Genomic DNA, 22,798 nt, shown 5'->3' with positions numbered 1-22,798 from the left:
CCCGGCCCGGCGGGCGCATGTGGGTCAGAAGGTCAGCACGGCCCGTGCCACTCGTCCCGCCGCGGCGTCCGCGCGTGCCTTCTCGAAGTCCTCGACCGGGTAGGTCGCCGTCACCAGTTCGTCCAGCAGCAGGCGGCCCTGCCGGTACAGCTCGGCGTAGAGCGCGATGTCGCGCTGGGGGCGGGAGGAGCCGTAGCGGCAGCCGAGGATCGCCTTGTCCAGGAAGAGGGTGGACACCCGGAAGGACACCTCCGCCGTCGCCGGGGGCACGCCGAGCAGGACCGCCTGGCCGTGCCGGTCCAGCAGGTCGATCGCCTCCCGGATCAGCTCGACCCGGCCGACGCACTCGAAGGCGTGGTCCGCGCCGGTCGGCAGCACGTCCTTCACGCCCTTCGTGGAGGTCAGGAAGTCGGTCGCGCCGAACTGCCGGGCCACGGACTCCTTGCCGGGGTTCGCGTCCACCGCCACGATCCGCAGCGCGCCCGCGATCCGGGCGCCCTGGATGACGTTGAGACCGATCCCGCCCGTGCCGATCACCAGCACGCTGTCCCCGCGGTCCACCCGCGCGCGGTTGAGGACCGCGCCCAGTCCGGTCAGCACCCCGCACCCGATCAGCGCGGCGGACGGCATCGGGATGTCCTTCGGGATACGCACGGCCTGCACGGCCTTCACCACGGTCCGTTCGGCGAACGCCGAGTTGGCGGCGAACTGGTACACCGGGCGGCCGTCCTCGGAGAACGGCCGCCCGGGCCGGCCGATCGCCTGCCGGCACATCGTCGGCCGGCCCCGGTCGCACTCCGCGCACGTACCGCAGTTCGCGAGCGTCGAGAGGGCCACGTGGTCGCCGGGCACGACATGGGTGACGCCCGCGCCCACCGCCTCCACGACGCCCGCGCCCTCGTGCCCCAGCACCACCGGCACGGGGAACGGGATGGTCCCGTCCACCACGGACAGGTCGCTGTGGCACAGGCCCGCCGCGGAGACGGCCACCAGCACCTCACCGGGGCCCGGATCCCGTACCGCCAGGTCGTCCACGACCCGGACCTGATTCCCGTCGAAGATCACGCCTCGCATCACGCGGCTCCCTTGGGCTCCCTGGGCAGGCCGAGCACGCGCTCGGCGATGATCGTGCGCTGGATCTGGTCCGAGCCGCCGTAGATCGTGTCGGCCCGGGAGAACAGGAACAGATGCTGGAGGGCGTCGAGTTCGTACGGACGCGCGGGCGACCAGTCGGCCGGGCCGACGGCCGCCGCCGGGCCGCGCACCAGCATCGCCAGCTCCCCGAGCCGCTGGTGCCAGCCCGCCCACAGCAGCTTGGCCACGCTCGGCGCCCCCGCGTCGCCCGAACGTCCCAGCGTGCGCAGGGCGTTCCAGCGCATGGTGCGCAGCTCGGCCCACTGGCGCACCAGCCGGTCCCGTACGACGGGATCGGTCACCGCGCCCGTCTCCACGGCCGTGCGCAGCACGCGCTCCAGCTCCGCCGCGAAGCCGATCTGCTGGGCGAGCGTCGACACGCCCCGCTCGAAGCCGAGCAGGCTCATGGCGACCCGCCAGCCCCGGCCCGCGCCGCCGACGACGTGCTCCACGCGCGCGTGTGCCCCGTCGAAGAACACCTCGTTGAACTCGCTCGTGCCGGTCAGCTGGCGGATCGGGCGGACCTCGACGCGGCCAGGCTGGTCCATGGGCACGAGCAGGAAGCTCAGGCCGTGGTGGCGGCGCGAGCCGGGCTCGGTACGGGCCAGCACGAAGCACCAGTCCGCCTCGTGCGCGAGCGACGTCCAGATCTTCTGGCCCGTGACCCGGTAGTACGTCCCCGTCGGCTCGCGCTCGGCCGTGGTGCGCACGGCGGCCAGGTCGGAGCCGGCACCGGGTTCGCTGTAGCCCTGGCACCAGAGTTCGTCGCCGGCGGCGATCGGGGGCAGGAAGCGCGACCGCTGCTCGTCGGTGCCGTGGGCGAGGAGGGTGGGGGCGAGGAGGTTCTCGCCGATGTGCCCGGAGCGCGGGGGTGCGGCCGAGCGGGCGTACTCCTCGGCCCAGGCGACCTGTTGGGTCAGGGTGGCGGTGCGGTTGCCGTAACCGTCCTCGTGCCAGCCGAGGCCGATCCAGCCCGCCTTGCCGAGGGCGCGCTCCCAGGTGCGGCGGTCCTGGGCGTCGGCGGCGTGCGCGGCGAGCCAGCCGCGCGCCTCCGCGCGGAACGCCTCGTCCTGCGGCGTGAACCCGAACTCCACGGTGACCTCCTCGGAAGGGAATCGGAAGCGACTCGGAAGGGACTCGGACAGAAATCGGAAGGAGATCGGAGGGAGATCGGAGGGGGATCGGAAGGGGATCGGAAGGGGTGGGGACAGGGCGCGGACGGGACCTGGGCGGACTCCGGGCGGGACGCGGGCAGGGTCCGGGCGGGGCTCGGGGGCGGGCCGCGTCAGGCGTTCGGCCGGGCGCCGTCCCGCGCCGCCCGTTCCATCGCCTCCAGCCGCTCCAGCAGCGGCATCGGATCGGTGCCCACCGTCCCCGGCAGGAAGTCCGCGATCCGCTCCGGGGTCCAGGAGCCGTCGGCGTACGCGGCCCGCAGTTCCCTCGGCTGGGCCCAGACCGCGATCTTGGGTCCGGCGATCGTGTACACCTGGCCGGTGATCCGCTGTTCCTTCGCCCGGTCGGACAGCAGATAGACCACGAGCGCGGCCACGTCCTCCGGTTCGCCGATCTCCGTCAGCTCCGTCGGGACGTTCGCCGACATCCTCGTACGGGCCACCGGGGCCACCGCGTTGGCGGTCACCCCGTACTTGTGCAGGCCCAGCGCGGCGCTGCGCACCAGCGAGATGACACCGCCCTTCGCGGCGCTGTAGTTGGCCTGCGAGACGGAGCCCTGGTGATTGCCGCTGGTGAAGCCGATCAGGGTGCCGGAGCGCTGTGCGCGCATCACCGCGGCGGCCGCCCGGAACACCGTGAACGTGCCCTTGAGATGGGTGGCCACCACCGGGTCCCACTCCTGCTCGGACATGTTGAACAGCATCCGCTCGCGCAGGATGCCGGCCACGCAGACCACGCCGTCCAGCCGGCCGTACGCCGACACGGCCGTGTCCACCAGGCGCTGCCCGCCCGCCATGGTGGAGATGTCGTCGGCCACCGCGACCGCCTCCGCGCCGGCGGCCTCGATCTCCTTGACCACCGCCTCGGCGACCTCGCTGGTGGGTGAGGCGCCGTCGACGGAGACACCATGGTCGTTGACGACGACCCGCGCGCCCTCGGCCGCCGCCGCCAGCGCCACCGCCCGGCCGATCCCGCGTCCGGCACCCGTCACGGCGACGACCTTGCCTGCCAAGAAGTTCCCCACGCCCGGCCCCTTCCCGCGTTATCTGACGGACCGTTAGATTTTATGTCCCGCCGGATACCTGGAGACAAGCCCCGGGGAGGACCCATGTCGCTGCCGGACGAGTTCCACGAGATCGCCAAGCGCGTCAACAACTGGGGACGCTGGGGAGCCGATGACGAGATCGGCACCCTCAACCTGATCACCGACGAGGTCGTCCGGGAGGCCGCCGCGTGCGTGCGTACCGGCCGGCGCGTCCCCCTCGCCCTCCCTCTCCGGCAGGACGGCGTGCAGACCGGGATGATCCCGGGGCGCGTCGACCCGCTGCACGTGATGGTGCAGATCAACCAGGAGATCTTCGGGCCGGGGACGGTGGCGTGCAGCGACGACGCCGTGACCATGGGCCTCCAGGCCGCCACCCACTGGGACGCGCTGCCGCACGTCTCGCACTCCGGCAGGCTCTACAACGGCCGTCCCGCCGACACCGTCACCGCGCACGGCGGCGCCGCGTTCGGCGGCATCGACAAGGCCCGCCACCTGGTCTCGCGCGGGGTGCTGCTCGACGTGGCCCGGGCGCGGGGCGTCGACCGGCTCGACGGCGGGCACGCCGTCACCCCGGAGGACCTGGAGGCCGCGGAGGACCTGGCCGGCACGCGCGTGCGCGCCGGTGACGTGGTGCTCGTGCGGACCGGACAGATCCAGGCGTGTCTCGCGGGCGACCGGCACGCGTACGCCCATCCGTCGCCCGGGCTGTCCGTCCGTACGCCGGAGTGGTTCCACGCGCGCGATGTCGCGGCGGTCGCGAACGACACCCTCACCTTCGAGATATTCCCGCCCGAGATCGAGGATCTGTGGCTGCCCGTGCACGCGCTCGACCTGGTCGAGATGGGCATGCTCCAGGGCCAGAACTGGAATCTCGAAAAGTTGTCCACAGCCTGTGGAGAAGAAAAGCGCTACGCGTTCCTGCTGTCGGCGACGCCCGAGCCCTTCACCGGCGCGACGGGGGCCCCGGTGGCGCCGGTGGCGATCCTGTAGGCCGGCCGGGTCCGCTGGACGAGTTCGGCTGGCGGCGCGCAGCTGCCCGCCCCGAGCACGGCACCGCGCGCCGCCATCCGACTCCGGCGCACCCGCCCCGGTCCCCCTCGGCCCCCGAGAGGAACGACGCCGAATTCACGACCCACACTCGCCGAGGGCCCCCGTCACCGGGACCCTCGCCGTCCCCTCGCGGCGAATCGCTGCCACAAGCGTGATCAAACGGACACGCCGCGTCAACACCCGATCGGAGATTTATTACTTATGCCCTGATGTGCCACGGGCGCGCACGGAAGCACGTCCGGGCGCACGACGTCCCGGCCCTCACCGGACGACAGCGCTTTCCTCACCCGTGCACCAGGGGTGCCGACGTTCCGGCACGCGTGCGCCCGTCCACCGCACGCGTCACAGGAGCGGTCACACGGCTTCGTACGCCCCGTACACCAGTCCCTCGTACGCCGACGCCGTACCGTCGCGGCCCGACGCGGTCGCCTCGGGGCGCTCACACCGGTCCAGTTCGCACCAGATGCGCTTGCCCGCGCCCTCGGGGCTCCAGCCCCAGCGGTCGGCGAGCCCGTCGACGAGGGCCAGACCCCGGCCGCCGGTCGCGTCGCCGTCCGCGCACCGCGGCACCGGGGCCCGGTCGCTGGCGTCGGCCACCTCCAGGCGGACGGTGGCCACCTCAGCCGCCACGGCGGCCAGCGACAGGCGCAGCACGGCCGGACAGCCGGTGTGCACCACCGCGTTGGTGACCAGCTCGGAGACGAGGAGCACGAGGGTCTCGGCGAGCGGTTCGTCGGCCTCTATGCCGGACCCGGCGAGCCGCGAACGGGCCCACCTGCGGGCGCGCCCGACCTCGGCGGGGTCGGGCCGGACCTCCAGCTGCACTTGTAGCACCTGCACCGCTCACACCATCCGAACCGGCGGACACATGGCCTCGCGCCACGCGAGCGCCTCGACGAGGGCCATGACGAGGGCCACGATCGTAGCCATTTTCAGCATGACCAGGACAATGGCCGGGGCCAGGATCACGGAACGTGAATCCCTTGTAGGACAGCTTGGTTGACGTACAGTCACCCCAACAAGCGCTTCGGGCATATTCCAGCGCCAAGGAGTACTCGTCCGGCATACTGTGCGACCCGTACCGCGGGGAGTCGAACAGGCCGGGAAACATGGCCGGAAACAGGCCCCTGCCGTCCCGCGAACAGCGACGCGCACCGCCGGTCCCGGGGCCGCCCCTGGGGCAACACCGGCATGGCTCGTACCCGGAACCACTCGCATCTCACACAAGGTACCGGAGCGGGGTGCCGACTCCGGGCCGTGACGAGCCCCCGGCAGGACACAACCCGATATCGACGCTCCGTAGTTCCCTCGTGCCACGATCGGCGACACGCGGGCCGCCCGCGTCCCGCCGCCCGGGCCCTAGGCCGGACCGGCGGCCAGGTCGGCCGCGAGCAGTTCGGCGCCCTCGGTGCCGCCGCCCGCCCGCCGCGCCCGCACCCACGCCCGCTTCAGGTGCAGATGCACCTCGGACTCCCAGGTGAAGCCCATCCCGCCGTGCACCTGGAGGCAGTCGCGGGCGCCGCGCACGGCGGCCTCGTCGGCGAGCAGCCGGGCCGCGGCGATGTCGACCGGGTCGGCGGTGACCGCGGCCGCGTAGACCGCCGCGCGGGCCACCTCCGCCCGTACCAGAAGCTGCGCGCATAGGTGCTTGACCGCCTGGAAGGCCCCGATCGGCCGACCGAACTGCTCACGCGTCCGGGCGTGTTCCACCGCCAGCTCGCACGCGCGCGTGGCCGTGCCGAGCTGTTCGGCCGCGGTGAGGAGCACGGCGAGGGGATCCGGGGCGGGAACGGACACGACGGCGGGTACGCGGCGGGCGGCGCCGAGGGCGCGGTCGGCGGTCGCGTCCGGGCCGGTGCCCGCGGGCACCCGGTGCAGGGGGGTCAGCGGGTCCACCGACGTCAGCGGTACGGCGCCGGCGGCGTCGCCGCGCACCACGTCCGCCTCCGCCAGCCACTCCACGAGACCGCCGTCCACGGCCGTCACCACAGCCTCCCCGGCCGCCGCGCCCGGCACCGTGCCCGCCGCGAGGTGGGTGGCCACGAGGGGACCCGGCAGCAGGACCCGGCCCGCCTCCTCGAACGCCAACACCGCTTCTGGCAGGCCCAGTCCGACCCCGCCGTCCGCCTCGGGTACCCGCAGCGCGAAGAACCCGGCCGCGCCCAGTTCCCGCCACAGTGCCCGGTCCAGCTCCGGCGTCCGCACGGCCGCCCGCAGCGCCTCGCGGCCGAAACGCCGGGCCAGCAGCTCACGTACGCCGGTCCGCAACGCCTGCTGGTCCTCCGTGAGTCGGAAACGCATCGCGGTGAGTCACCGTCCCTTCGGCAGCCCGAGAATCCGCTCGGCCACGATGTTGCGCTGGATCTGCGAGGTCCCGGCCGCGATGGTGTACGACAGCGAGGACAGCCGGTCCAGCACCCACGGCCGCCCGAGGTCGAGCGACTCGGCGCCCAGGACGTCGGCCGCGATGTCGTAGAGCTCCTGACGCGCGTGCGAGTACCTCAGCTTGAAGACCGAACCCCCGACGCCGGGCACCCCGCCGCCGGTCGCCTCCGCCTCGCTCACGTTCCACTGCGTCAGCCGCCACAGCGCGCGGAACTCGGCGTTGAGCACGCCCAGCGAGCGCCGCACGCCCGGGTCGTCCCAGCGGCCGTTCGCGCGCGCCTCACGGGCGAGTTCGCCCAGCACACGCCGGCACGCCACCACCTCGCCCACGAACGCCGTACCGCGCTCGAAGGACAGGGTCACCATCGTCACCCGCCAGCCGTCGTTCTCCGCCCCCACCCGGTTGGCGACCGGCACCCGCACCTCGTCGAGGAACACCTCGGCGAACTCGGCGGACCCGGCGAGCGTGCGCAGCGGCCGTACGGTGACGCCCGGCGTGTCCATCGGCAGGGCGAGCCAGCTGATCCCCCGGTGCTTGGGCGCGGTCGGGTCGGTCCGCACCAACAGCTCGCACCAGTCGGCGACTTCGGCGTGGGACGTCCAGATCTTGGACCCGCTCACCACATAGTGGTCGCCGTCCCGCCACGCGCGCGTGCGCAGCGCGGCCAGGTCCGATCCGGCGTCCGGTTCGCTGAAGCCCTGGCACCAGACCTCCTCGCCGCGCAGTACGGGCGGCAGCCAGCGCGCCCGCTGCTCCGCGGTCCCCTCGGCGGCGATGGTCGGCCCCGCGTGCAGCAGTCCGACGAAACCGGCCCCCACGTACGGGGCGCCCGCCCGCTCGGTCTCCTCCAGGAAGATCAGGTGCTGGGTCGGCGTGGCGCCCCGGCCGCCCGCGTCGACGGGCCAGTGCAGTCCCGCGTACCCGGCGTCGTGGAGCATCCGCTGCCAGCCGAGGTCGTAGGCCCGGCGGCCCGGCCAGTCGTCGGCGGACGGCTTCACCGGCAGGGTCGGGAGCACCCGCGCGAGCCACTCCCGCAGCCCCGCGCGGAACTCCTCCTCCTCGGGCGTGCAGGAGAGGTCCATACGCCACCTATCTGATAACCCGTCAGATCCTTGCCGCACGGGCAGGCTAGCCGCGCACCCCTGGACCGACAAGGCGCCCGGGCCTACGCTCTGCCCACGATCTGACTACCCGTCAGCTATGTCAGGGGGCCGAAGTGAACGACACCGCACACGCCCTGAGCTCCGCCCGCACCCTCTGGGAACTGGTGGACCGCCGCGCAGGCCTCACCCCCGAGCGCCCCGTCCTCCTCCAGGGCGACCGCGCGCTGACCTTCGGAGAGCTGCGCGGCCGGGCCGAGCGGGTGGCGGCCGGGCTGTACGGGATGGGCGTACGCCCCGGCACGGTGGTCGCCTGGCAGCTGCCCACCCGTATCGAGACCGCCCTGCTGTCCTTCGCCCTGGCCCGCCTGGGCGCCGTACAGACGCCCGTCATCCCGTTCTACCGGGACCGTGAGGTCGGCTTCGCGCTGCGCGAGTCCAGGGCGGAGTTCTTCGCCGTGCCGGGAACATGGCGGGGCTTCGACCACACGGAGCTGGCACGGCGGCTGGGCGCGAAGGGGATCTTCGAGGCGTACGACGACGGCGACCTGCCCGACGGCGACCCCCGCGTCCTGCCCCCGCCGCCCGCCGACGGCACCTCGGTACGGTGGATCTACTGGACCTCCGGCACCACGTCCGACCCCAAGGGCGTGCTGCACACGGACCGTTCCCTGCTGGCGGGCGGCTCCTGCCTCGCCCACGCGCTGCGGCTGTCGGCGGCCGACGTGGGCTCCATGGCCTTCCCCTACGCGCACATCGCCGGCCCCGACTACACGGTGATGCTGCTGCTGTACGGCTTCCCCGCGGTGATGTTCGAGCAGTTCGCGCTGCCGGACGCGCTGGCGGAGTACCGCAGGCACGGGGTGACGGTGGCGGGCGGCTCGACGGCGTTCTACTCGATGTTCCTCGCCGAGCAGCGCCGGCGGCCGGGCGAGAAGGTCGTCCCGACGCTGCGGCTGCTGGCGGGCGGCGGGGCGCCGAAGCCGCCCGAGCTCTACCACCGCGTCGTACGGGAGATGGGGGTGCAGCTCACCCACGGTTACGGCATGACCGAGGTACCGATGATCACCATGGGGGCGCCGGACGACACGGCGGAGAACCTGGCGACGACGGAGGGGCGGCCGCCGGCGGGGATGGAGATCCGGATCGTCGACGGGGAGGTACGACTGAAGGGGGAGGCGGTGTGCCAGGGGTACCTGGACCCGGCGCAGACGGCACAGGCCTTCGACCGGGACGGGTTCCTGCGCACCGGCGACCTCGGGCAGGTCACCGGCAGCGGGCACCTGGTCCTGACCGGCCGCCTCAAGGACGTCATCATCCGCAAGGGCGAGAACATCTCGGCGAAGGAGATCGAGGACCTGCTGCACCGGCACCCGGACGTCGGTGACGTGGCCGTCGTCGGACTGCCGGACGCCGAGCGCGGGGAGCGGGTCTGCGCGGTCGTCGAACAGCCGCCCGGGGCCGGTGCGTTGACCCTGGAGGCGGTGACGTCGTACCTGCGCGCGGAAGGGCTGTCGGTCCACAAGCTGCCGGAACAGCTGGAGGTGGTGGACGCCCTGCCGCGCAACGAGACCCTGCGGAAGGTGCTGAAGTACCGGCTCAGGGAGCGCTATTCGGCGACGGTGAAGTAGCTGGCGAAGGCCGGCACGATCTCCGCCTCGCCGACCCGGCCGTCACCGTCGACGTCGAGCGCGGCGGCCACCGGGCGCGCGATGTCCTCGGGCACGCCCAGGATCGTGAGCACGCGCGCGGTGTCCGCGACGGCGGCCGTGCCGTCCGGTTCGGCCGCCAGGTCCAGGGCCGCGTGCAGGAAGGGGCGGGCGATCTCGCCGAACCGGTCGGGGTTGTCGCGCAGGCGCTTGACCGCGCCGTTCACGAATTCCTCCCGGGTGATGCGCTGGTCACCGTCCCGGTCCGCCATGCCGGCCATTCCCTGCCAGAACGCCTCGGCGCCCGCGTACAGCGCCTGCCCCTTGTCGGAGCGCGCCGCCGTGCCGAACTCCACCAGCAGTGCCTTGGCGGCCGTGTTGAAGTCCTCGCGGTCGATGTAGCCGTTGCCGTCCTGGTCGAAGACGGCGAACCGGGCCGCGATCCTGCGCTCGTACTCGCTGCTGACCATGTCTCCTCGGCCCGCCTCACGTCACGTCGGGATACATCTGATCTGGAGCGTACGACGCCGGGGGCCGTCCGGGAGGGGGAAATCGACGCTTGTGCCAAGACCGGGGGAATTCCAGGACAACGGCGCGGCGCGAAGACGGGGCTCACGCCGACAGCGGGCGGGGCTCCTCGGTGACCGCCGTCGCCAGGTCCGGATGCACGTCGAACAGACGGCGGACGCCCAGCGCGCCGAAGACCCGGTTGACGTGGGAGCCCTCGACCGCGCCCTGGGCGGGCAGGACCAGCCGCAGGCGGCCCTGGCAGGAACGCAGCAGGCGGCGGGCGGCGATGAGGACGCCGACACCGCTGGAGTCGCAGAAGTACACCCCGGACAGATCGAGGACGAGACTGTGCCGGCCCTCGGCCACCACGTCGTGCACCCGCTGCCGCAGCGTGGGCGAGGTCACCAGGTCGAGTTCGCCGGACACCTGGAGCACGGCCCAGTCGCCGCGCTCGCCGTCGGTCACTTTGATCGCCACCACCACGCCCTTCGCTCGCCAAACGGAAGCAACTGCTTCGCTTCCTTGCAGCGCGGCTGCCCAGCGGGCTGTTCCCTGAAACACCTACCGAGAAACGGAAACCGACCGGATAAGGCTTGTTTCAGTCGGCTTCGATCCTGTTCGATCGTGTCTGATCGACCGATACGGGGGTAACCGAGCGATCGGGAGCCCCACACCCAGGCCCTTCCAAGGCCTCTTACCACCCACGACTCTTCGGGGGGCGCACATTGCAACAAAGGGGCGTGCGCTGTCGGACGTGCCGACTACATTCGAGGAGACAGTGGGCGCACGCTGGACTCAGGGACGGACCGGTGAGGGGGGCCTGATGGCGAAAAGGGACGCACCGCCCCGCTGGGACCGCAAGATGCAGCAGCGGCTCGCTCGCGGTGAGGCGGCCGCCCTGGGTGAGCTCTATGACCGATTCGCGTCGCTCGTGCGCGGTCTCGCTCACCGCGTGCTCGAAGACGACCAGGCGGCCGACGGCATCACCCGCGAGGTCTTCGCCCATGTCTGGGAGCATCCGGACGCCTACGACCCGAAGAAGGGGCCCCTGCGCACCTGGATGGCCGACCTGACCCACCGCCTGGCCGTGCAGCGACTGCGCGCCCTCGGGACCGCGGCCCTGGCCGACGGCGCCCCCGGAACCGCCGCGGAACTGGAGCTCAGGGTGCGCCACGCCTCGGTCGCCGCCCGCGCCGACTACATCGTCCAGTCCATGCCGACCCCGCTGCGGGCCGCCCTGGACCGTGCGTACTTCCAGCGCCGCGACTACCGCCAGACCGCCGCCGACCTCGGCGTCACCGAGGACGAGGCCCGCCGCCGACTGCGCCTGGGCCTGCAACTGCTGTCCACCGCCCATGACGCCGGCGCGCCCGGGGCACCACCCGAATACGGAGGTGCGGCGTGACCGGGGCGGACCGCTTCGAGACACCCGACGACCAGCACCGGCGCGAGCAGCACGGCGAGGAGCACGACGACGGGCACGGCACGTACGAGCCCGAGCGGGCGCACGAGGAGCTCGACAGGTACCAGCACGACCAGCGCGACAGGTACCAGCACGACGAGTACGAGCACCATGAGGCCGACAAGCACCGTGAGGCCGACAATGCCGCCGCGGAGGACAGGACCGGATCGGCCGGACCGGCCGCCTCGGCCTCGGGCCTCGCGCCGCTCGCGCTGGAGCACCCGGTCCTGAAGTCCCTGCTCGGTGCCTGGGCGCTGGCCGCCTGCTCGGCCGAGGAGACGGCGGCCGTCGAGGAGCACCTGGGCGACTGCGGCTCCTGCGCCGACGAGGCACGGCGGCTGCGCGAGGCGGTCGGCCTGCTGCATCCGCCCGAGCCGCTGGACCTGGACCCGGGGCTGCGCACCCGGGTGCTGGCCGGCTGTCTCGACCGGCGGCCGCCCCGCATCCCGGTGCCCGACTGGGCCCACGCGTACGACGCCGAGACCGCCCGGCTCGACGCGCTGCTCCAGGACTTCGGCGACGCCGAGTGGCACGCGCCGGTGCGGCTGCGCTGGTTCGACGGCGTCGCCTCGGCCAGCCGCCGTACGACGGTCGCCGGGGTCATCGCGCATCTGCTCGCGGTCGACGGCCTCGTCGCGCTCGCGCTCGGTCTGGAGGATCCGCTGGCGCACCTTCCGTCCGGCACGGTCCCGTCACCGGGCGGCCGTACGGAGGCGTACTGGCGGGCGTCCCACTTCCCGCCCACCCGCTCGGTGCGCACCCCGTGGCGGGAGCAGAGCCACGGCATCGTCCGGATGGTGTCCTTCACCGGCGGGGGCTCCGGACAGCTTGCGGTGTCCTACGGCGGCGACGGCGACCACGAGATGGCACTGCCGCTGCGGGACGCGATGCTGGACCGCGCGTTCGAGTGCTGGGTGCACGGGGAGGACATCGCGGAGGCGGTGGACTACCCGTACGACCCGCCGTCCCCGCGCCACATGCACCGCATGATCGACCTCGCGGCCCGGATGCTGCCGCTCGCGCTGGCCGAGCGCCGTCGCGCCGGACTCGCCGCGCCCGGCCCGGAGCGGCACCTCGTACCGGCCGGTGAACCCGGGCGCAGTCTGCGGCTGGAGATCGAGGGGCTCGGCGGCGGGGAGTGGCTGATCCCGCTGGACTCCCCGGCGGCGGTGGGCTCCGCCCACCACGAGGTGGCGCATGTGGCCCTGGACGGCGTGGAGTTCTGCCGGCTCGCGGCAGGGCACGTGCCCCCGGAGGAGGCGGCCGCGGGACAGGTCGGGGACCGAGCGGCGATCAGGGACGTGCTGCTGGCGACGGCGTCGCTGAGCCGCCTGTAGCCCGCCGGCGTCTTCAGCCGCCGGTGGCCCGTCGGCGTCGTCGCATCGCCTGGAGACCGCCGGTGCCCCGGCCGGGCTCGTCCGCCGCCGGGCCGTCCGGCTACGCGAAGACGACCGTCCGCCGGCCGTTCAGCAGGATCCGGCGCTCCGCGTGCCATTTCACGGCCCGCGCCAGCGCCTGGCACTCGACGTCCCGCCCGATCGCGACCAGCTGGTCCGGCGTGACGTCGTGACCGACCCGCTCGACCTCCTGCTCGATGATCGGGCCCTCGTCCAGGTCGGCGGTCACGTAGTGCGCCGTCGCGCCGATCAGCTTCACCCCGCGCGCGTGCGCCTGGTGGTACGGCTTCGCGCCCTTGAAGCTCGGCAGGAAGGAGTGGTGGATGTTGATGATCCGCCCGCTGAGCTGCTTGCACAGGTCGTCCGACAGCACCTGCATGTAGCGGGCGAGGACGACGAGCTCGATGTCCTGCTCGCGCACCAGCTCAAGGAACCGGGCCTCGGCCTCGGCCTTGGTGTCCTTCGTCACCGGAATGTGGTGGAAGGGGATGTCGTACGAGCCCACGAGCTCGGCGAAGTCGGTGTGGTTGGAGACCACCGCCGCGATCTCCACCGGCAGCGCGCCGATGCTCGCCCGGAACAGCAGGTCGTTCAGGCAGTGCCCGAACTTGCTCACCAGCAGGACGACCCGCATCCGCTCCTCGGCCCGGTGGATCTGCCAGTCCATGCGGAAGGAGTCACCGATCGCGGCGAAGCTGGCCCTGAGCTTGTCCACGGTCACCGGCGCCTCGGCCGAGAAGTGGACACGCATGAAGAACAGACCCGTGTCGTGGTCCCCGAACTGCTGACTGTCCTCGATGTTGCAGCCGGTCATGAAGAGATAGCTCGACACGGCGTGCACGATGCCCTTCTTGTCAGGGCAGGACAGGGTGAGGACGTACTGGTCGGCCGGGGCCGCGGCTCGGGTGGACTGCTCACTCATGCAGCACAGCGTCCCATATCCGCCCGGTCCCGGCGGAGCGCCGTCCGCCAAGTGAAACGCGGGTCCGCCAGGTGGAACGCCGGCCGTCAGGCGGCCCGCGTCATGATCCGCAGCAGTTCGAGCGTGCGCGGGGGCGCGTCCGGGTCGTCACCGTCACTCACCGCGAGGCGCACATGCGCGTCGCGCGCCGCGCGTATCGCCTCGGGCCACGCCTCGTGGTCGACGTAGGCGGAGACGGGTGCGTCCGGGCCGACCTGGTGCATGATCCGCAGCACCCGCAGGACGGCGGTGTCGACGAGCGCCGCCTCCTGCGAGTCGCGGAATATCGTGCCGACGTACTTCTCGGCGGACCAGTTGTCCAGCCAGGTGTCCTCGACCAGGCGGTACACCGCGTCGGTGACGTCGCCGTATCCGTCCACGCCCGCCAGCCAGACGTTCTGCTGGAACAGGGGGTCGGAGAGCATGTGCAGCGCGGAGCGCACATTGCTGCGCCAGCGCCACCAGGGCATGTCGTTCAGTGGCATGCCGCCCATGGTGGGGGAGCGACGGCCGCGACGGGAAGAGTTCTCCGAACCTTGCACGGTCATCGATCGTACGTTCCTTCTCACAAACCGATCACCACCCCCGGCAATTCACCTGGAAGTCACCTCACGTTGACCGAAGGTCACTCCCCGGTTTTTTGTGTGGCGGAATCGTGCGGATCTATGACTGGCAGGCGTCACACGCGCATCACACTTCTTCCCCGCACCAGCCCCCGCACCAGAGCGGTTCGCCGTGCCGCGGGCCTCCTGGTGGCGTGTGCGTCGCTCGTGGCCGGATGCGGGGTCATCCCCGGCACCTCCGGGGGTTCGGGGGACGACCCGATCGTTGTCATGACATGGGCACCCCAGGAGACCGCGGCGACCAACAAGCCCGGAATGCCGGCGTTCGCCCAGGCCTACGCCCGGTGGATCAACGCCCACGGCGGTCTGGCCGGGGGCCGCAAGCTCAAGGTGCTGACCTGTAACGAGCGCAACGACAGCGTCACCGCCGCCAAGTGCGCCCGCCGCGCCGTCAAGGAGAACGCGGTCGCGGTCGTCGGCTCCTACAGCCAGTACTCCGAGTCGTTCTTCCCGCCCCTCGAGGGCGCCGGCATCCCCTACATAGGTGGCTACGGCATCACCAACGCCGAGTTCACCAGCCCCCTGTCCTACCCCGTCAACGGCGGCCAGCCCACGCTGCTGGCCGGCCTCGGCAAGGAACTCGGCAAGAACTGCGGCGCCGTCTCCCTCGTCCGCCCGGACAACATCGCGGGGGACGCCCTTCCCGACCTGCTCAACTCGGGACTGACGGCGGCCGGCCACGCGAAGACGGCCGACGTGCTGGCCGCGGACGACGCCACCGAGTACTCCGAGCAGTCCAAAGACGCGCTGGACGCGTCCGCCGAAGGCACCGGGCAGGGCGACCGAGGCTGCGTGGTGCCCGCGCTCGGCGACGCCACCAGCACCTTCATGGACTCCTTCCGGCGTGACCGCGCGGGCTACCCCGCGGTGCGGACCGCGACCGTGCTCGGCAGCGTCGACCAGACCGTGATCAACTCGACCGGCGGCGCCTCCAGTCCGTACGAGGGGGCGTACGTCACCGGCTGGTACCCGGTGGCGAGCGACAGCCGCTGGGACGGCATGAAGAAGGTGATCAAGGAGCAGGCCTTCTCCGACAACCGCATCGACCCCGCGGACGCCGGAGTGCAGACCACCTGGATCGCGTACACCGTGTTCAAGCGGGTCATCGAGTCGCTGGCCGGCGGTGAGGTGAGCGCCGACACCGTGCGGGAGGCCCTGGACGACGGCCTCGAGATCGGTACCGGCGGTCTGACCCCGACCCTGCGGTGGCGCTTCCAGGACCGGCTCGCCGCCGTCGGCTTCCCGCGCCTGACCAACGCCGCCGTGACCCTTCAGCTGGTGAAGAAGGGGCAGCTGGTGGCCGCCCGGAAGAGCTTCATCGACGTGACCGGGACGCTGGAGAACGCGAACCTGAACTGACGACGAGGACGACGAAGGCGGGCCGGGAGATCCCGGCCCGCCTTTCTCACGTCATCTCACGTCGTCCCAGGTCACAGCTGGGTCGACTGGCGCTCGGTCAGCCCGTACTTCCGCGCGATCGTGTTCCACAGCTGCGCGGCCTTCTTCTTCTGCGTGCTGGCCGTGCCGCTCGCCGCGTTGCCCGCCTGGGTCTGCCCGGTGGACCGGGCCTGGCCCTTGCGGCACGCCTTCTTGTTGTTCGCCGTCTGATCGGCCCAGGCCGCGTAGTGGTTGTCGGCCGACGCGGACGCCTTCCAGGCGTCGGTCAGGGCGCTGGTCAGCCCGGCGTGGTCGGGCAGTTTGTCCACGGACAGCCCGGACAGCCTGGTGACCAGCTCGGTGCGCTGCTTGGCCGCGTCCCGCAGGTCGGAGGCCGCCTGGCCGAGGTTGTTGCAGGACTTCACGTCGGCGACCGCCGCGATCACCGTGGCCCGGCTGCTGCCGCTGTCCGCCAGCAGCTTGTCCAGGGCGCCGGCCTGCGCCTCGGCCGGATCGGCGGCCGAGGAGGCGGACCCGTCGGACGCGGGCGCCGAGGCGGAGGAGGCCGTACCGCCGTCCTTCTTGTCGTCGCCCCCACCGCCGGCGAGCAGCGCTCCCGCGCCGACGCCGACCACGACGATGCCGATGCCGATCGCGGCGATGAGCGGAACCCGTGAACCGCCACGGCCCCCCCGGCCGCCGCCGCCCTCGTCACGCGCCCCGCGCCGTCCCCCACCGGGACCGGCGGGCGGCGCGTACGCGGGCTGGAACTGCCCGGGGTAGCCGCCGGGTGCGGCGGGTCCGGAGTCGTGCTGCGGGATGCGCGGCATCTGCTGCGTGGCGCCCGCGTACTCGCCGCCCGGGCCGGCGTCGGTGCGGAAGAGGTTGTCGAACTCGGCGGGCGGCTGCCTGTCGCCGCCCCCGCCGTACGCTCCGGGGTCCGGCTGCGCGGGCACCGGCGGGATGTACTGGGTGGCCTGCGCGTCGGGGTGGGCGCCCTGGAGCGGAGCATGGCCCAGGAACTGGGTGGGCTCGGACGGCGCCCCGGCGGTCGGCGTCTCCGGCGGCAGCGCCCCCGGCCCGACCGGCGGTATGTACTGGGTCGCCCCCTCGTCCGCGTGGGACAGGGTGGCGGGCGGTACGGCGACGGGCGGCAGGTACTGCGTGGCGCCCTCGGCACCGCCGGGCGCGGCCGGGACCGGCGGTATGTACTGCGTGGCGCCCTCGTGGGCCGCCGGCGGCAGCGGAGCGCCAGGAGTGCCGTACGCCGTCGGCCGCGCGGCCTCCGGTGGCAGCGGGCCCGCGCCGGGACCCTGCTGCCAGGACCCCGCGGACGGCGCCGCCTCCGGCGTGCCCCAGGCCGTCTCCGCGGGCTCGGCGGCCGGCCAGTCCGCCGCGGGCGGCTGGCCCGCGCCCTGCTGCCGGCCGGGGCCCCAGGGCTGGCCCCAGGCCTGGCCACCGGTCGGCGTCGCGCCGCCGGTGTCCTGGCCGTACGCCTGGCCGTACTGCTGACCGTCGTGCTGGGCGTTGTGCGGGTAGCCGTCGCTCTGGTAGCTCTGATGCTGTCGGCCTGCGGGTGTCCCCGTCATGCCCGGAAGCAGCGGCTCACCTCCGTCGGAGGGCAGCACGATGCCTTCGCGCGCGGGCCGCGCCGAGGGCTCCTCGCCCTGTCCACTCTGCGTCACCGGGACTCCTACGAATGGGGGACCTTCGGAATCATCGGCTCACGCTACCGGGTCCCCGGAACCAGGTGCTACGCAGCTCAGGGCGTGACCCCTCCCGTTGTGACGGCTGTAACAGATCCGGAGCGCCGTGCGCTGTTCATGCCACCTCCCGCGAACCGGCGGGTCGTTTCCCGCCCGTTCACGCGCCGGCGCCCCACATGTTCACGCGGCCGCCTGTAGCTCGAGGCGCGCCCCGAACTCCCTGACCACCGGCTCGTCCCGGAACGGTTCCAGCCGCTGCTGGAAGTCCTCCAGGTACTCGGCACCGCGGTTGGAGCGCAGCGTCTCCAGCAACTCCACCGCCCGCAGGCCCGTGTTGCAGGCCAGCTCGATCTCACGCTGCTGCACCTGCGCGGTGGCGAGGAGCACATAGCCGATGGCCCGCCTGCGCGCCCGCGACTCGGGGTGCCCGGCCAGGGACTCCTGCGCGCACCGCGCCGCCGCGTCGGCCTGCCCCAGGTCGCGGTGGCAGTGCGCCAACTCGTCGGCGAGATAGGCCTCGTCGAAGTGCGCGATCCACGCCGGGTCGTCCCCCGCGGCCGGATCCGCCTGTTCCAGCGCCGCCACCGCGCGCGCCGAAGCCGCCTGGGCGGCCCTGGCGTCCCCCATCAGCGCGTGCCCGCGCGCCTCCGCCGCGTGGAACATCGACTCCGCGCGCGGTGTGACGCGCCCACGCGCCCCCTCCTGCGCCGCCCGGGCCAACTGCGCGATCTCCCGCGGGTTTCCGAGCTGCGCGGCGAGGTGGCTCATGGACGCGGCGAGCACGTAACCGCCGTACCCCCGGTCGCCCGCCGCCTGCGCCAGCCGCAGCGACTGGATGTAGTAGCGCTGGGCGAGACCCGGCTGACCGGTGTCCACGGCCATGTACCCGGCGAGTTCGGTCAGCCGGGCCACCGCCGCGAACAGGTCGCGGCCCACCGCCTCCCGGTAGGAGCCGGCCAGCAGCCCGGAGACCACGCTGTTGAGGTAGTGCACGACGACCGGGCGCACATGCCCGCTGCCGTACTGGTGGTCGAGGTCGGTCAGCGCCTGTGTCATCGCGCGCACCGCCGTCACGTCGGACTGGCCCACCCGCGGCCCCGCCGCCCGCGCGACCTGCGAGTCCGGCGCGGAGATCAGCCAGTCGCGGCTCGGTTCGACCAGCGCGGACGCGGCGACGGACGAGCCGGACAGGAAGTCCCGGCGCCCGACGTCACTGCGCCACAGCTCGCAGACCTGCTCGATGGCCCCCAGTACCGTCGGCGAGAACTGGAGACCGACACCCGACGCGAGGTTCTTGCCGTTGGCCATCCCGATCTCGTCGATCGTGACCGTACGGCCCAGCTTGCGGCCGAGGGCCTCGGCGATGATCGCCGGTGCGCGTCCCCGCGGCTGCTGCCCGCGCAGCCAGCGGGCCACGGACGTCTTGTCGTAGCGCAGATCGAGGCCGTGCTCGGCGCCGCACATGTTGACCCGGCGGGCCAGCCCGGCGTTCGAGCAACCCGCTTCCTGGATGAGCGCCTGCAGCCGTTCGTTCGGCTGCCGCGCGACGAGAGGCCTTGCGGCCATGGCTAAACCCCCTGTGGCTGCGGTGCCTGCCCACGCACCGGGTTGACGTGTCTTCCACGGCCGGACCCCGTCGGGTCCAGCGAAAAGATCCGGCCTCGAAGATCAATGCCCCACGGACATACCGAAAATGCGAGGCATGCGAGGATTGCCGGGGTAAAGGTGGGAGCCGACCCCACTCGTGGCTACCCAGTTCCGCGGTGGATCCTCCCGCGCGCCCCCACACGTGCATCCATGCGCCCCAGACGCGGAATCAATGCTCCTCCCCCGCGCGCGCTACAGCCGTAACCCGAGGTGGGCGCGGGAGTTGAGTGAGCGTGGAAGAGACGATCCCGGCCACCGATGCCGCCCAGATTCCGAAGCAGCGTGGGGAATCACTGCTGGAGACCGCCGTACGCTACGCCGAGGAGCGCCACTGGGACGTGTTTCCCGGCACCTGGCTGGAAGCCGTCGAGGGGGTGCAGCGCTGCTCCTGCGGCGAGGCCGGGTGCGACGCGCCCGGCGCGCATCCGGCGCGCGACGACTGGGCGACGCAGGCGACCGGCAGTGCCACCGTCGCCCGCCGGATGTGGCAGAAGCATCCGACGGCGTCGATCCTGCTGCCGACCGGGCGTACCTTCGACGCGATCTCCGTGCCGGAGACCGCCGGGTTCCTGGCGCTGGCCCGGATGGAGCGGATGGAACTGACGCTCGGGCCGGTGACGTCGGCGCCGGACCGGCGGATGCACTTCTTCGTGCTGCCCGGAGGGTCCGCGAAGGTGCCGGAGCTGGTACGCAAGCTGGGCTGGTCGCCCGCGTCGCTGGACCTGGTCCCGCTCGGGGAGGGGACGTACGTGGCCGCGCCGCCCACCCGGTTCGGGTCGCGGGGGGCCGTGCAGTGGGCGTGCCGGCCGACCCCCGCGAACCGATGGCTGCCGGACGCGGAGGAGTTGATGTCACCGCTCGCCTACGCGTGCGGACGGGACCGGTAGTTCGGCGGCCGCAGGGGCGGATGACGGGTCGGTCCTCGCCGGGGCGGGCGGATCGCCGGTGGTGACGCGCCGCGGGGGCCGGGTGGCCGATCCCGCCCGCGTGGCACGGCCGCGTGCCGTCGCCTTCCCGCGCCCCGTGCGCCCGCTGTTCCACCGTAGGGTGCTCGAAGACGGAGGGAGCAGTGGTGGGCACAGCGGCCGTACGAGTACAGGGGCTCTGGAAGCGGTTCGGGCAGCAGATCGCCGTCGCCGGGATCGATCTGGAGCTGCCCGCGGGCAAGTTCATCGGTCTGGTGGGGCCGAACGGAGCCGGGAAGACCACCACTCTGTCGATGGTGACCGGGCTGCTGCGGCCCGACCAGGGCAGCGTCGAGGTCGTCGGGCACGACGTGTGGCGGGACCCGGTCGAGGTGAAGGCGCGGATCGGGGTGCTGCCGGAGGGTCTGCGGCTCTTCGAGCGGCTGTCGGGGCGGGAACTGCTCGGCTACTCCGGCAGGTTGCGCGGGCTGCCCGGCGCCGAGGTCGACAAGCGGGCCGCCCAGCTCCTGGACGTCCTCGACCTGGCCGGCGCGCAGCACAAGCTCGTCGTCGACTACTCGACCGGCATGCGCAAGAAGATCGGGCTCGCGGCCGCTCTCCTCCACAACCCCGAGGTCCTCTTCCTCGACGAGCCGTTCGAGGGCGTCGATCCGGTGTCCGCGCAGATCATCCGGGGCGTCCTGGAGCGGTACACCGCCTCCGGCGCCACGGTCGTCTTCTCCTCCCACGTGATGGAGCTGGTCGAGTCGCTGTGCGACTGGGTCGCCGTGCTGGCCGCGGGCCGCATTCGCGCCCACGGCCCCCTCGACGAGGTGCGCGGCGACGCGCCCACGCTCCAGCAGGCGTTCCTCGAACTCGTCGGCGCGCACGGCCGCGACACCGGCTCCGACCTCGACTGGCTGGGCGGCGGGGCCCGATGACGAGCACGGCCTCCACCGCCCCCGGCCCGGCCCGGCTCACGTCCACCGCCCCCGGCCCGGCGCGTCTCACCTCCACCGTCGTCCGGCTGAAGCTGTCCCTGCTGCGCAACGGTCTGCGGCAGTCCGGCGGACGGCGGGCCGCCTACATCGCCTCCGCCGTCGTCACCCTCCTGTTCGCCGCGCTCCAACTGCTCGGCCTGATCGCGCTGCGCGGCCACGCGCACGCCGCGTCCGTGGTCGTCCTGCTGACCGCGGTGCTGGGGCTGGGGTGGGCGGTGATGCCGCTGTTCTTCCCCAGCGGCGACGAGACCCTGGATCCGACCCGGCTGGTGATGCTGCCGCTGCGGCCCCGCCCGCTGGTACGGGCGCTGCTGGCGGCCTCTCTCGTCGGCATCGGCCCGCTGTTCACCGTGCTGCTGCTCCTGGGCTCGGTGATCTCCGTGGCGCACGGGGCGGCGGCCGGCGTCGTCGCGGTCGCCGCCGTGGTCCTCGCGCTGCTGGTCTGCGTGGCCCTCGCGCGGGCCGTCGCCGCGGCCAACATCCGGCTGCTGACCAGCCGCAAGGGGCGCGACCTGGCGGTGCTCAGCGGTCTGGTCGTCGCGGTCGGCGCACAGGTCGTGAACTTCGGTGCGCAGCGCCTCGGTTCGTCGGGCCTGGCCCAGCTGGACCCGGTGTACGAGGTGGTGCGCTGGCTGCCGCCGGCGTCGGCGATCGGGGCGGTGCAGTCGGTGAGCGAGGGGGCGTACGGCGTCGCCGTCGCCCAGGTCGCGCTGACCGCGGCCGCGCTGGCGCTGCTGGTGGCGGCGTGGGCGCGCAGTCTGACCCGGCTGATGACCGCGCCCGACGGATCGACGGCGCAGGCCGCGGAGTCGGGCACGCGCGAGCGCGACACGTCGTCGGGCCTGACCCGGCTGCTGCCCGCCGGCCGCACCGGCACCGTCATGGAGCGCAGCCTGCGCTATGTCTGGCGCGATCCCAAGACGAAGGCGGCCTGGGTGACGTCGCTGGCCATCGGTCTGATCGTGCCGGTGTTCAACGCGTTGCAGGGCACCGGTTCGATCTACTTCGCCTGCTTCGCCGCGGGCATGCTCGGCATCCAGATGTACAACCAGTTCGGCCAGGACACCTCCGCGTTCTGGATGGTCGCGATGACCATCTCCTCGTCGCGCGACGCGTACGCCGAGCTGCGGGCGCGGGCGTTCGCGCTGCTGCTGATCACCCTCCCCTACGCCACCCTCGTCACCGTCCTGACGACCGCCATGCTCGGCGACTGGTCCCGGCTGCCCGAGGCGCTGGGGCTGTCTCTCGCGCTGCTGGGGGCGATGCTGGCGACCGGCGCCTGGACCTCGGCCCGCTTCCCCTACTCCATTCCGCAGGAGGGCTACAAGAACGTGGCCCCCGGGCAGGCCGGGCTCGCCTGGATCGCCATCTTCGGCGGCATGCTCTCCGCCGCCCTGCTGTGCGCGCCGGTGATCGCGCTGACGATCTGGCTGCACGTCAGCGCGGACGGCGACACATGGGCCTGGCTGCTGCTGCCGGTGGGCGCGGTGTACGGGGCGGCCATCACCCTGCTGGGACTGCGGCTGGCGGCCCCCCGCACGGCCGCACGGCTGCCGGAAATACTGGCGGCGGTCAGCAAGGGCTGAGCCGGCTGGGGGCCGAGTGGCAGGACTCGGGGCGGAACGTCACTCTCGGGCGGGACGCCGGGCTCGGGGCCGGGCACGGCGGTCCG

General features: G+C 72.9%; 21 protein-coding genes. 8 read left to right on the top strand and 13 right to left on the bottom strand.

All coding sequences use genetic code 11. The annotated features are described in order from the left end of the window. Positions 1–24: 24 nt before the first annotated feature. The 3 genes from ACWCQK_RS18655 to ACWCQK_RS18645 form a co-directional block, all read right to left on the bottom strand. Entirely contained in the window at positions 25–1,074 is a 1,050-nt protein-coding gene (locus tag ACWCQK_RS18655) for a Zn-dependent alcohol dehydrogenase (protein ID WP_451156245.1), read from the bottom strand. Further along, entirely contained in the window at positions 1,074–2,228 is a 1,155-nt protein-coding gene (locus ACWCQK_RS18650) for an acyl-CoA dehydrogenase family protein (RefSeq protein WP_451156244.1), read from the bottom strand. The genes ACWCQK_RS18655 and ACWCQK_RS18650 overlap by 1 nt, the downstream gene beginning before the upstream one ends. Before the next feature lie 191 nt (positions 2,229–2,419). Beyond that, on the bottom strand, positions 2,420–3,331 hold the full coding sequence (locus tag ACWCQK_RS18645; RefSeq protein WP_451156243.1) for an SDR family NAD(P)-dependent oxidoreductase: 912 nt from the start codon (positions 3,329–3,331) through the stop codon (positions 2,420–2,422). An 84-nt stretch (positions 3,332–3,415) separates the two neighbouring features. Between ACWCQK_RS18645 and ACWCQK_RS18640 the strand changes: the two genes are divergently transcribed. Further along, positions 3,416–4,342 (top strand): cyclase family protein, encoded by a 927-nt coding sequence (locus tag ACWCQK_RS18640; RefSeq protein ID WP_451156242.1) that lies wholly within the window; start codon positions 3,416–3,418, stop codon positions 4,340–4,342. A 414-nt stretch (positions 4,343–4,756) separates the two neighbouring features. On the opposite strand, the gene ACWCQK_RS18635 is transcribed toward ACWCQK_RS18640, so the two are convergent. The 4 genes from ACWCQK_RS18635 to ACWCQK_RS18620 form a co-directional block, all read right to left on the bottom strand. Further along, entirely contained in the window at positions 4,757–5,242 is a 486-nt protein-coding gene (locus tag ACWCQK_RS18635; protein WP_451156241.1) for an ATP-binding protein, read from the bottom strand. Positions 5,243–5,245: 3 nt separating this feature from the next. Then, positions 5,246–5,371: a hypothetical protein gene (locus tag ACWCQK_RS18630; protein WP_451156240.1), complete on the bottom strand. Its 126-nt coding sequence runs from the start codon at positions 5,369–5,371 to the stop codon at positions 5,246–5,248. 390 nt (positions 5,372–5,761) lie between these two features. After that, positions 5,762–6,703 carry an acyl-CoA dehydrogenase family protein gene (locus ACWCQK_RS18625; protein WP_451156239.1) on the bottom strand — a complete coding sequence of 314 codons (942 nt, stop codon included), beginning with the start codon at positions 6,701–6,703 and terminating at the stop codon, positions 5,762–5,764. A 9-nt stretch (positions 6,704–6,712) separates the two neighbouring features. After that, positions 6,713–7,870 carry an acyl-CoA dehydrogenase gene (locus ACWCQK_RS18620; RefSeq protein WP_451156238.1) on the bottom strand — a complete coding sequence of 386 codons (1,158 nt, stop codon included), beginning with the start codon at positions 7,868–7,870 and terminating at the stop codon, positions 6,713–6,715. A 134-nt stretch (positions 7,871–8,004) separates the two neighbouring features. Between ACWCQK_RS18620 and ACWCQK_RS18615 the strand changes: the two genes are divergently transcribed. Beyond that, positions 8,005–9,519 carry a class I adenylate-forming enzyme family protein gene (locus ACWCQK_RS18615; protein WP_451156237.1) on the top strand — a complete coding sequence of 505 codons (1,515 nt, stop codon included), beginning with the start codon at positions 8,005–8,007 and terminating at the stop codon, positions 9,517–9,519. Here ACWCQK_RS18615 and ACWCQK_RS18610 read toward each other — a convergent pair. Both ACWCQK_RS18610 and ACWCQK_RS18605 read right to left on the bottom strand, forming a co-directional pair. Beyond that, a complete protein-coding gene (locus ACWCQK_RS18610) occupies positions 9,498–10,007 on the bottom strand; it encodes an EF-hand domain-containing protein (protein ID WP_451156236.1) in 510 nt (169 codons plus the stop codon). The genes ACWCQK_RS18615 and ACWCQK_RS18610 overlap by 22 nt on opposite strands. Positions 10,008–10,149: 142 nt before the next feature. Then, entirely contained in the window at positions 10,150–10,530 is a 381-nt protein-coding gene (locus tag ACWCQK_RS18605) for an STAS domain-containing protein (RefSeq protein WP_451156235.1), read from the bottom strand. Positions 10,531–10,870: 340 nt separating this feature from the next. Here ACWCQK_RS18605 and ACWCQK_RS18600 point away from each other — a divergent pair, with 340 nt between their 5' ends. Further along, a complete protein-coding gene (locus ACWCQK_RS18600) occupies positions 10,871–11,452 on the top strand; it encodes a sigma factor (RefSeq protein ID WP_451156234.1) in 582 nt (193 codons plus the stop codon). Beyond that, positions 11,449–12,846 (top strand): zf-HC2 domain-containing protein, encoded by a 1,398-nt coding sequence (locus ACWCQK_RS18595; protein WP_451156233.1) that lies wholly within the window; start codon positions 11,449–11,451, stop codon positions 12,844–12,846. The genes ACWCQK_RS18600 and ACWCQK_RS18595 overlap by 4 nt, the downstream gene beginning before the upstream one ends. Before the next feature lie 100 nt (positions 12,847–12,946). Here the strand turns inward: ACWCQK_RS18595 and purU are convergent, their stop codons facing one another. Both purU and ACWCQK_RS18585 read right to left on the bottom strand, forming a co-directional pair. After that, the gene (gene purU, locus ACWCQK_RS18590) at positions 12,947–13,828 is read right to left on the bottom strand and encodes a formyltetrahydrofolate deformylase (RefSeq protein ID WP_451156232.1); all 882 of its coding nucleotides are present in this window, start codon (positions 13,826–13,828) and stop codon (positions 12,947–12,949) included. Between the two features lie 86 nt (positions 13,829–13,914). Further along, a complete protein-coding gene (locus tag ACWCQK_RS18585; RefSeq protein WP_451156231.1) occupies positions 13,915–14,415 on the bottom strand; it encodes an SCO4402 family protein in 501 nt (166 codons plus the stop codon). 117 nt (positions 14,416–14,532) lie between these two features. Here ACWCQK_RS18585 and ACWCQK_RS18580 point away from each other — a divergent pair, with 117 nt between their 5' ends. Further along, positions 14,533–15,849, top strand: a complete 1,317-nt coding sequence (locus tag ACWCQK_RS18580; RefSeq protein WP_451156230.1) for an ABC transporter substrate-binding protein — start codon at positions 14,533–14,535, stop codon at positions 15,847–15,849. A 71-nt stretch (positions 15,850–15,920) separates the two neighbouring features. Here the strand turns inward: ACWCQK_RS18580 and ACWCQK_RS18575 are convergent, their stop codons facing one another. Both ACWCQK_RS18575 and ACWCQK_RS18570 read right to left on the bottom strand, forming a co-directional pair. Next, positions 15,921–17,552, bottom strand: a complete 1,632-nt coding sequence (locus ACWCQK_RS18575) for a hypothetical protein (protein WP_451156229.1) — start codon at positions 17,550–17,552, stop codon at positions 15,921–15,923. 201 nt (positions 17,553–17,753) lie between these two features. Next, positions 17,754–19,139, bottom strand: a complete 1,386-nt coding sequence (locus ACWCQK_RS18570; RefSeq protein ID WP_451156228.1) for a transcriptional regulator — start codon at positions 19,137–19,139, stop codon at positions 17,754–17,756. A 314-nt stretch (positions 19,140–19,453) separates the two neighbouring features. Between ACWCQK_RS18570 and ACWCQK_RS18565 the strand changes: the two genes are divergently transcribed. From ACWCQK_RS18565 to ACWCQK_RS18555, 3 genes are all read left to right on the top strand, one after another. Beyond that, entirely contained in the window at positions 19,454–20,107 is a 654-nt protein-coding gene (locus tag ACWCQK_RS18565; RefSeq protein ID WP_451156227.1) for a bifunctional DNA primase/polymerase, read from the top strand. Positions 20,108–20,289: 182 nt separating this feature from the next. Continuing rightward, positions 20,290–21,066, top strand: a complete 777-nt coding sequence (locus ACWCQK_RS18560; RefSeq protein ID WP_451156226.1) for an ABC transporter ATP-binding protein — start codon at positions 20,290–20,292, stop codon at positions 21,064–21,066. Then, positions 21,063–22,712, top strand: coding sequence for a transporter (locus ACWCQK_RS18555; protein WP_451156225.1), 1,650 nt, complete (start codon positions 21,063–21,065; stop codon positions 22,710–22,712). The genes ACWCQK_RS18560 and ACWCQK_RS18555 overlap by 4 nt, the downstream gene beginning before the upstream one ends. The last annotated feature ends 86 nt before the right edge of the window (positions 22,713–22,798 follow it).

Source organism: Streptomyces sp. NPDC002306, assembly GCF_053593435.1.
Note: the sequence above shows the minus strand (reverse complement) of the source record. Positions and strands in the feature narration are given on the sequence as shown.

Excerpts from the sequence above, each read along its gene's own strand:
- ACWCQK_RS18655 (WP_451156245.1), bottom strand. The coding sequence starts at position 1,074 with ATGCGAGGCGTGATCTTCGACGGGAATCAGGTCCGGGTCGTGGACGAC.
- ACWCQK_RS18640 (WP_451156242.1), top strand. The coding sequence starts at position 3,416 with ATGTCGCTGCCGGACGAGTTCCACGAGATCGCCAAGCGCGTCAACAAC.
- ACWCQK_RS18625 (WP_451156239.1), bottom strand. The coding sequence starts at position 6,703 with ATGCGTTTCCGACTCACGGAGGACCAGCAGGCGTTGCGGACCGGCGTA.
- ACWCQK_RS18620 (WP_451156238.1), bottom strand. The coding sequence starts at position 7,870 with ATGGACCTCTCCTGCACGCCCGAGGAGGAGGAGTTCCGCGCGGGGCTG.
- ACWCQK_RS18610 (WP_451156236.1), bottom strand. The coding sequence starts at position 10,007 with ATGGTCAGCAGCGAGTACGAGCGCAGGATCGCGGCCCGGTTCGCCGTC.
- ACWCQK_RS18600 (WP_451156234.1), top strand. The coding sequence starts at position 10,871 with ATGGCGAAAAGGGACGCACCGCCCCGCTGGGACCGCAAGATGCAGCAG.
- purU (WP_451156232.1), bottom strand. The coding sequence starts at position 13,828 with ATGAGTGAGCAGTCCACCCGAGCCGCGGCCCCGGCCGACCAGTACGTC.
- ACWCQK_RS18585 (WP_451156231.1), bottom strand. The coding sequence starts at position 14,415 with ATGACCGTGCAAGGTTCGGAGAACTCTTCCCGTCGCGGCCGTCGCTCC.
- ACWCQK_RS18580 (WP_451156230.1), top strand. The coding sequence starts at position 14,533 with ATGACTGGCAGGCGTCACACGCGCATCACACTTCTTCCCCGCACCAGC.
- ACWCQK_RS18570 (WP_451156228.1), bottom strand. The coding sequence starts at position 19,139 with ATGGCCGCAAGGCCTCTCGTCGCGCGGCAGCCGAACGAACGGCTGCAG.
- ACWCQK_RS18555 (WP_451156225.1), top strand. The coding sequence starts at position 21,063 with ATGACGAGCACGGCCTCCACCGCCCCCGGCCCGGCCCGGCTCACGTCC.